The following is an 8,313-nucleotide window of genomic DNA, read 5'->3' on the forward strand; positions in this document are numbered from 1 at the left end:
GCGGGGGTCGTTTCTTTCATCAGCCTTTTACAACGTGAAAGTTAATCTGGTTGAGCATTATACCTTTTTTTGTCTTTTACTTTTGTTTAAGTCCCATTAACTTTTCTTGAGGTACACGCATTTCTTTTTGTGGTCGTACCAACAAAACCCTTGGCACAACTCCACCATCATCGTTAAAGATGCTGTGTGTGGGAATGCAGACAGCCGCCTTACAAGACTTATCATTTACCATTAGCCGTCCCCAGTAGTTTGTCGTTAAATCGACCGCTTCAATTGCAGTTTTGATGTCAGCTTTTTGAACTCGTTCGATTTTTAAGTAATTGGTAGTACTACCGCTAACCGGATGAGTATAAACTGTCTCTGTGCTAGCAACCGTAAACCGTTCTGCCCGAAGTGTTTCCACTCCGACCTCAAAAATTCCCTGAGCTTTCGCCGTTTCAATTTGTTGACTCAGTAGCAGTTCAAACCGCTCGAAAATGAGATTCTGCATCCCAATTTTTAAAGCCAGCAGACGATTGAGGAACTGCCGCAATGGTGGGAGGTCGATTTTCATTCCTCCTTCCGTGGAAGTCAGCGATAACCCAGTCATTTCCTCAAAGGTTCCGAGTGGGACTTGTGCGAATCTACCCTGATAAATCTGCTTAAATAATTCATACAAAGCATATTCCGCATACTCAGACTCTAGATCATCCTTGGTATCAAATATGCCGTTTCCCCCAGTTTGTCTTTGTCCACGGGTGAGTACGCCGAGACTGTCTAACCTTCGAGCGATCATTGAGATAAACCGACGTTCACCCCTGACGTTGGTAGTTAGAGGTCGAAATATTGGTGCAGATGCTTGATTCGTCCGATGACTCCGCCCAAGTCCCTGAATTGCTTTGTCAGCCCTCCAACCAGCTTCTAGCAAATAGTGCGATCGCCGTCTGCGATTCACAGCGTTTAGATCCGCATGGTAACTTCTGCCTGTGCCGCCAGCATCGCTAAATATGAGTATTTGCTTTTCTCCCGCCATAAATGCGTTTGTTTCAGCAATATTCGCACCAGATAAGCGTGAATCCGATTAACTGTGCCCTTTGCACTAGCCGATACGGATTTGTACGGGCGCGAGTTATTTGTTCTAACAACCGTTTTTGTTGTTCGGTTAATCTGATGGCGATCGCAACTGGTTGAGGCATTTCTCCCCTCTCCCTTTTGTTTTGATTCTTTGAGCTTATCAGTGTTTGATACTACTTCTACCACTGGTTAGTTATTTCTGCCCGCCTGCACTAGCTGGCCTTCAAGCTGACGACAGGTCTGTTTGGCACAACGTTTTATCTGCTCACGGGCTTTCACGGACTACACTACACGTACTAGCGGGAATTGGGCTGCAACTGCTGATGTTTGGTCGTTTCTTTATTCCAGGCAACTACAACCGAACTCATTTCGGTGTCAGTGCCACATCGCTATTTTGGCACTTTGTCGATGTAATTTGGCTGATTTTATTTTCACTGCTCTACCTCTGGCAACCTTAACCTTTATTCATCTTGTGAGAGTCGTGTTATGACCAATCCTGTTTATCAAACCGTAATTGTAGGGGGTGGATTTACTGGGCTATTCACCGCTCTGCATCTGCGCCACGAACACTATCCTCGCTCGACCTGATCGACCAAAACGATCGCTTCTGCTTCAAACCGCTACTCTATGAATACTACTGATGGCGTTGGGCTACGGCTTGAAACCTGCTAAAGTCAATTTGCGCGGTACTTTACTCAAGTTGGGGCTAGATGAAAGCGTTGCCAATATTTTCAACGAGTTTGAGATAGACGGCGAGGCAGGGCATTTAATTCGGCAGGGTACTTATTTGGAATTACTGCCCACACCACTGCACAACTTTAAAGCTACGACTGAATGGCTGAAAGATGAAGTTTTTGAGCGACACCACTGTGATGGTGTGAAGCAAGCAGTCAAAGTAGCTAAAATTGTGGGTGGTGTCGTTGTGGGTGCGATCGTGCTGAGAAAGCTAGTCAAGGCGCTCAGTCAAGACTAAAAGCGCCGAATCTGAATATCTTTTTGTGGCGATTTAAGTTGACGTTACTAGATCTGATGAACAAGCCTAACTTATTTATTACCTCAAGTCAGTTTGATGCTGCCTTATTCGATTTAGATGGGGTACTAACTGCAACTGCAAAGATTCATGCTGCCTGTTGGAAGCGATTATTTGATGAGTTTCTCCAACAACATGCCCAAAAGACTGGTGAGCCTTTTAAGCCTTTCGATCTTGTGGATGACTACAAACTCTATGTCGATGGCAAGATGCGATATGTCGGCGTTCAAAGTTTTTTAGCATCGCGCGGCATTCAATTGCCCTACGGTAATCCATCCGATCCGCCAGAGTATAGCACGGTTTGTGGGCTTGGCAATTTTAAGGATATTTATTTTGATGAAGTGCTTCATTCACAATCAGTTGAAGTCTATGACGGCTCAATTGCTCTTGTCCGTCATCTGCACCAACAAGGGTTCAAGATGGCGGTTGTTTCATCGAGCCATCACTGCGAAGCGGTTCTCAAAGCGGCTGAGATTGAAGACTACTTTGGTGCGATCGTCGATGGGAATCTTACTGATCAATTGCACTTAGCAGGGAAGCCAGCTCCAGATGCTTTTCGATTGGGAGCAGAACAACTTGGGGTGGAGCCAAAACGAGCGGTTATTTTTGAAGATGCCATTTCTGGAGTGCAAGCAGGTCATGTTGGCAAGTTTGGATTGGTGGTAGGAGTCGATCAGACTCAGAATGCCGATGCACTGTTGCAAAACGGAGCCGATATTGTTGTCCGAGATTTGAGCGAGCTGTTGTCATAGATCAGAGATTATGCTGCAACGCGAACAGATAAATCCTCCCAAATATATTTATCCTCCTGAGTCTTGGCGATGGGTTGAGAAACAGTTTTATCCTCGCTTCTTAGGACAAATGGAAACGCTATTTTCCACAGCAAATGGCTATCTAGGAATGCGAGGCGTATTTGAGGAAGGCGAGCCTGTCAGTCAAAATGGCACCTTCATCAATGGCTTCTATGAAACTTGGCCCATTGTTTACGCGGAAGAAGCTTACGGTTTCGCCAAAGTTGGACAGACGATCGTCAATGTCACAGATAGCAAAATTATTAAACTATACGTGGATGATGAGCCATTTTACCTGCCGACTGCCAATCTGCTTCACTACGAGCGGGCAATCGATATGCAAGGTGGTACGCTCAGCCGAGAGATCTTATGGGAAACACCAGCTGGTAAGCAAGTATCTATTCGTTCGCGCCGACTTGTTTCCTTTGCCCATCGACATCTCGCTGCCATTTCTTACGAGGTGACAATTCTCAACGCGACAGCACCTATTGTTATTTCCTCTCAAATGCACTACGACCCTTCTGCCCGTGCTAGTGAAGGCGATCCTCGCCTAGCGAAGGGCTTTAAAGAGCGGGTGCTGCTGCCTCAACAGCACTACATCAAGGATCGTCGGATTGTCCTGGGTCACATCACTAGAAACAGTCAGATGACGATCGCCTGTGGAGTCGATCATTGGTTTGAAACTGCGTGTTCCTACACCGATAACAGTCGGTGTTCCCAAGACAATGGCGAAGTTGTCTTCTCGGTTGATGCCCAACCTGGAGTTTCGATTCGATTGGTCAAGTACATGACGTATCACACCTCTGGCCATTCTCCAACTACAGAATTATGCGAACGAGCAGAGCGATTGCTCGATCGTGCTATGAGCCACGGGTTTGACAATTTACTAGTTAGTCAACGGCAGTATCTAGATGACTTTTGGGATCGCAGCGATATCCAAATCGAAGCACATCCGTCTGAGCCTGATGAAACACCCGATGCCATTCAGCAAGCGCTACGCTTTAATTTATTTCAAATCTTTCAAGCCTCAGCACGAGCAGAAGGAGCTGGTGTTGCGGCTAAAGGACTCACCAGCCAAGCTTATGAAGGGCATTACTTCTGGGATATGGAGATTTATGTCCTGCCATTTCTGATTTATACGGCTCCTCAGATTGCCAAAAACTTGCTGATGTTTCGCTACAGTATGCTGGACAAGGCACGACAGCGAGCGCGAGAAGTCAACCAAGATGGAGCGCTGTTTCCGTGGAGAACCATCAATGGCGAAGAATCCTCTGCTTACTATGCGGCGGGAACGGCTCAGTATCATATTGATGCCGATATTATGTATGCCCTGAAAAAGTATGTGTTAGCCACAGGGGATGAGGAATTTCTGTTCAAACAAGGGGCAGAAATGTTGGTCGAGACGGCGCGGATGTGGTACAGCCTTGGGTTTTTCTCTGGGCGAGTGGGCGATCGGTTCTGCATTCACGGAGTTACGGGACCGGATGAATACAACACTGTCGTGAATAACAACACCTACACTAACTTGATGGCACGAGAGAACTTATGGGATGCCGCTACAACAGTTGAAATGCTACGCGATCGCTATCCAGAGCAATTTATCAGCTTAGTCGATAAGACCGACTTAAAAGTTGCTGAGAGCGAAGACTGGAAGAAAGCAGCAGATAATATGTATCTGCCCTTTGATGAACCATTAGGAATTAACCTGCAAAACGATGGTTTCTTAGACGATGAGGTATGGGACTTTGAAAATACCCCAGCTGACAAATATCCTCTGCTATTATACTTTCATCCGTTAGTAATTTACCGCCATCAGGTAATTAAGCAAGCCGACATCGTACTGGCAATGTTTTTGTTAGGGCATAAGTTTTCCCCTGAACAAAAACATCGCAACTTTGACTATTACGATCCGCTGACAACGGGCGATTCTTCTCTTTCGGTGTGCATTCAAAGCATTGTTGCTGCCGAAATTGGCTATATGAAGAAGGCGATCGAATATGCGAAATACGCCGCGCTGATGGATTTGGGAGATGTCTCAGGTAATGTCAAAGAGGGCTGCCATATCGCGGCAATGGGGGGAACGTGGATGATGATGGTTTATGGATTTGGCGGATTGCGAGACTGTAATGGCTGCTTATCCTTCCGCCCCAGATTGCCTGAAAACATCAAACGGTTGCGATTTCCTTTAACCATCCGAGGGCAACAGCTGGAAGTCGATATTCAAAAGGAATCCGTAATCTATTTACTCCGACAGGGAACAGAGCTGTCAATCCAGCACCAGGGTAACGATATTTGCCTTTCTCAAGGTGTTCCGGTGAGAGTAGACTTGAAACCTGTAGTTGAACTTGAAGGGGGTCCAATTAAGACAGATACGCCTCCATCACCTAGCAGTCAATTTGAAGAATCTGCAAACAGTGGAGCAGAAGAAAATAAAATGTTGCCATATTAACCCAGTAATATTGACTGTATAGCGACTGTGTGATCGCATTCACCCAACACAAACACCCCCCAATCACTAGACACTCAGAGAATTGAGACGTTAGTGGGTGGCGTTTTTGCGATCGTCCTCACGCTGCTTGTTCTCGATATTCAAGCGCCAGAAGCCTCATTAGAAACTGGATCTGCTGGTTCATTAATGCCTTTACCCTGAGTATTGTTCAAGACTTGAGAGTGAAGACTAACCAAAAGATAAGTACTCATAACTATTTCCCACCATTTTTGAATTTGAGAATAGTCAGTCACTCGGTTCAGCAGCCCAGCCCAATTCATTTTTACTTTGCTTGAGTCCATATTCAACCCAATTTCTTAAACCATATAAATTCCCAACTTCCTTATACTTATAGTTCCCGGTGCGAAACTCAGAAAGCTCATTCTATAAAGCCTAAAAACCTTGGTTTTAGTTGCTGGAAACATCTTAAATCTGTATGCTTATTTTTTGGAAATTTAGTTTCGCACCGGGAACTAGTCTAAAGTCCAGTTTCCGATTTTCTCTCGTATTCTGTTGCATTCAGCTTTTAGCTGTCGATAATCATCAGGATAAATATCTGCATAACTTCTAGCGCGGGTCAGCAATTGACGCTGATTTTTTTGCCATTCCCAAGGTTGATACCACCATGAAGGGTACATAAGATACCTTCAATAAATTTAGCTACTTCTTCACAAGTTGAAAGGTTCCCACTTAATCTTAGTCTCATAGACAACTCTATTGCCCCATGACCTCGTGTTTGCGGGTGCTTGTCCAAATCGCTGCAAATTGAGTCAGTCAATAATTCCGACATCTCCCACAGGTCTTTATTCCGGTTATTGGTACGAAAAACACGGGAAAGACTATGCACATTATGAATACGAGGAAGAGGAGGAGAAAGAATAACTTTATGCTGACATGAACGACCGTAAGCGATCGCTGATGAATTAGCTCTCACTAATGGAATGGCACGCTTGATTCATGTGAAACCTCCTTGCTGGCTATCTTGTTGGGGATAGGGTGTAGGCTGAGTGTGTTCCAGACAATTGAATGCCAGTACCTCAAGGAGTTCAACATCTTTTTAATTTCCCATACCCGAACCTGCAACCCCACACCCTTTGATCCAGGAATACCAGGGATTTACGTTTAACAAGCGTGCCATTCCACTTACCACCCTTAAGCCTAATTCCCCTTGTTTACCGTTGCCAACTTCATTTGATGGTTACAAATCAAAATCAAGTCTGAATGTTTCCCCTGAAGAATCTTCTTCTTTTTCCTGTGCAAATGGAGTTGAAGTCATTGAAGGAAGTTGGTTTAACTCAGTATTAATCGGTGTGTCAGCTAAAAGTTGTGCAGGTAATCCAGCCTTGATGAAAACAAAATAGCAATCAACGATAAAGTAAAGCGTGTCCAGGTAACTTTTATCTAGTTTTTGCGATTCTGCAAATATGCGTTCTCGGTAGTTATCTTTGAGCCTAATTTTTACCGGAGCTAAGTCTTGTTTATCTGTCATTGTTATAACTTCACTTAAGAGATGTGTTTGCTGAATTCTTGCTGCTAATAGTTTTTGCCATTTCTAGAAGCCCAAAAACATTAGCTTCCACAGGGTTGTCCAGGATTTTGAAGCCATTCTTCTCTAACAACTTTTTAAATCCTGGTAAGAGGCAACCTCCACCAATCGCCCAGATTTCATCCCCTTGGTGCTTGGCATCAAGTGTCAAATTCACCACTTTCTTCAAGTATCTTTCATACCAATCTTTCAAACAAGCACTGTATATATCTTTGATATCGATGTCACGGCTGTACTTGGTATGTCCCATTTCCAGACAAAATCGGATTTTGGAGGCATCCCCGATTTTTCCCCCATTTAGATGTTTCATCTTTTGGGAAATATCATCGATGAGAACTTCTACACCTATGGGGTAGGCGGTGTGAACTTCTCGTTTCCCCTGGTTGTAACGAGAATACAGGGTTGTACCATTGCCAAAGTCTAAAATAGTTAATTTTTTGGGTAGTTGATGCCCAAACAATGCACCCATCCCCTCTAGAACGACTTTCAGCACTTCTACTTTTACGTCTGATTGTTTGCCAGCAAGTATTGGCTGATATTCTCCATTGAGTACTTTTTGTAGTTCTGATGCCAGACCAACATCATGTAAACTGACAACTAATTTTAAGTGCCAAGCCTTACGGTGTGGTAAATGTGCCAATGCACCCAATAAAGTCAATAATGCGTTGTTGACTTTGTTTTCATTATTATCGGTATTCCGGTCAAAATAATTCCCTGTCCGGTAAGCAGACTCTCCAACAGTATAAGCACTACCGTTAAAAACTACACGCCCTGGAACATCTTCCATCTCGGCATTGGTTATATAGCTGGGGACACGAACTACTTCAAACCCTTCGACTAAAAGTTTGAGACTTCCGTAACCGTTATCAAAACCCGCAGGAAAAATTTTTTGCAACGTGTGAATGTTTGACATAAAGACAAAGGTAATACACTTTGAGAAAGTGAAAGCTATCTATTCAGATAATTTTGGGGAGTGGGGGAGAGAAAAATAAAATAACTCCCCCTTTTTGATCCAGACTCAAGAGTTTATCATAACCCTTTGGGGGCTAAGTGGGGTACAAAATGCTAATCAGTCAAATATACCCCATTTAGCACCTATATGTACCCTATATAGGGGTCAAAATATCCCCAAAGTAGTGAGCTACTGTTGGGGTATATATAGCCCCCATATAGCCCCCAATAGGATTTTTTGAAATCTTTTTATCAATGCATCAGAAATTAATTTAGATCATCGTTGACTCTTTGATTTATACTTTACTATCAATTTTTTGTTGAAAAGCAATTCAGTTTTGATCTTTAACTTCTTGCTGAATCTGACTTTTCCCGTTAAGTCTCTTTTGCAAGCTGCCAACCCTCACAGAGATCGTGTAATTTTAACCAACCTCGCCACAGTACTTGAATGCCA

General features: G+C 43.9%; 9 protein-coding genes and 2 pseudogenes. 5 read left to right on the plus strand and 6 right to left on the minus strand.

What is annotated here, in order from left to right:
• Positions 1-76: 76 nt before the first annotated feature.
• Both V7L29_RS17240 and V7L29_RS17245 read right to left on the minus strand, forming a co-directional pair.
• Complete coding sequence (locus V7L29_RS17240) at positions 77-1,012, minus strand: strawberry notch C-terminal domain-containing protein (RefSeq protein ID WP_334736250.1); 936 nt, start codon at positions 1,010-1,012, stop codon at positions 77-79.
• A gap of 13 nt (positions 1,013-1,025) precedes the next feature.
• Positions 1,026-1,175, minus strand: a complete 150-nt coding sequence (locus tag V7L29_RS17245) for a hypothetical protein (protein WP_334736251.1) — start codon at positions 1,173-1,175, stop codon at positions 1,026-1,028.
• A gap of 94 nt (positions 1,176-1,269) precedes the next feature.
• Here V7L29_RS17245 and V7L29_RS17250 point away from each other — a divergent pair.
• The 5 genes and pseudogenes from V7L29_RS17250 to V7L29_RS35530 all read left to right on the plus strand — a co-directional run.
• Positions 1,270-1,511: pseudogene (locus tag V7L29_RS17250) on the plus strand (cytochrome c oxidase subunit 3); the annotation flags it as partial.
• 182 nt (positions 1,512-1,693) lie between these two features.
• Positions 1,694-2,026 (plus strand): hypothetical protein, encoded by a 333-nt coding sequence (locus V7L29_RS17255; protein ID WP_334736252.1) that lies wholly within the window; start codon positions 1,694-1,696, stop codon positions 2,024-2,026.
• A 38-nt stretch (positions 2,027-2,064) separates the two neighbouring features.
• Positions 2,065-2,835, plus strand: coding sequence for an HAD family hydrolase (locus tag V7L29_RS17260; protein ID WP_334736253.1), 771 nt, complete (start codon positions 2,065-2,067; stop codon positions 2,833-2,835).
• Between the two features lie 10 nt (positions 2,836-2,845).
• Positions 2,846-5,323: a glycoside hydrolase family 65 protein gene (locus V7L29_RS17265; protein ID WP_334736254.1), complete on the plus strand. Its 2,478-nt coding sequence runs from the start codon at positions 2,846-2,848 to the stop codon at positions 5,321-5,323.
• 93 nt (positions 5,324-5,416) lie between these two features.
• Positions 5,417-5,524, plus strand: a complete 108-nt coding sequence (locus V7L29_RS35530) for a hypothetical protein (RefSeq protein ID WP_442944204.1) — start codon at positions 5,417-5,419, stop codon at positions 5,522-5,524.
• Positions 5,525-5,532: 8 nt separating this feature from the next.
• On the opposite strand, the pseudogene V7L29_RS17270 reads toward V7L29_RS35530, so the two are convergent.
• From V7L29_RS17270 to V7L29_RS17285, 4 genes and pseudogenes are all read right to left on the minus strand, one after another.
• Positions 5,533-5,713: pseudogene (locus tag V7L29_RS17270) on the minus strand (IS701 family transposase); the annotation flags it as partial.
• Positions 5,714-5,835: 122 nt separating this feature from the next.
• Positions 5,836-6,000 carry a hypothetical protein gene (locus V7L29_RS17275; protein ID WP_334736255.1) on the minus strand — a complete coding sequence of 55 codons (165 nt, stop codon included), beginning with the start codon at positions 5,998-6,000 and terminating at the stop codon, positions 5,836-5,838.
• Between the two features lie 560 nt (positions 6,001-6,560).
• Complete coding sequence (locus V7L29_RS17280) at positions 6,561-6,851, minus strand: hypothetical protein (protein ID WP_334736256.1); 291 nt, start codon at positions 6,849-6,851, stop codon at positions 6,561-6,563.
• Positions 6,852-6,861: 10 nt separating this feature from the next.
• Entirely contained in the window at positions 6,862-7,821 is a 960-nt protein-coding gene (locus V7L29_RS17285) for a ParM/StbA family protein (protein ID WP_334736257.1), read from the minus strand.
• Between the last annotated feature and the right edge of the window lie 492 nt (positions 7,822-8,313).

The organism is Nostoc sp. (assembly GCF_036916575.1).
Classification (GTDB): Bacteria; Cyanobacteriota; Cyanobacteriia; order Cyanobacteriales; family Nostocaceae; genus Nostoc.

What these genes read in the sequence shown, in the direction of transcription:
- V7L29_RS17240 (WP_334736250.1), bottom strand. Translation starts at nt 1,012, where the DNA reads ATGGCGGGAGAAAAGCAAATACTCATATTTAGCGATGCTGGCGGCACA.
- V7L29_RS17245 (WP_334736251.1), bottom strand. Translation starts at nt 1,175, where the DNA reads ATGCCTCAACCAGTTGCGATCGCCATCAGATTAACCGAACAACAAAAA.
- V7L29_RS17255 (WP_334736252.1), top strand. Translation starts at nt 1,694, where the DNA reads ATGGCGTTGGGCTACGGCTTGAAACCTGCTAAAGTCAATTTGCGCGGT.
- V7L29_RS17265 (WP_334736254.1), top strand. Translation starts at nt 2,846, where the DNA reads ATGCTGCAACGCGAACAGATAAATCCTCCCAAATATATTTATCCTCCT.
- V7L29_RS17275 (WP_334736255.1), bottom strand. Translation starts at nt 6,000, where the DNA reads ATGTACCCTTCATGGTGGTATCAACCTTGGGAATGGCAAAAAAATCAG.
- V7L29_RS17280 (WP_334736256.1), bottom strand. Translation starts at nt 6,851, where the DNA reads ATGACAGATAAACAAGACTTAGCTCCGGTAAAAATTAGGCTCAAAGAT.
- V7L29_RS17285 (WP_334736257.1), bottom strand. Translation starts at nt 7,821, where the DNA reads ATGTCAAACATTCACACGTTGCAAAAAATTTTTCCTGCGGGTTTTGAT.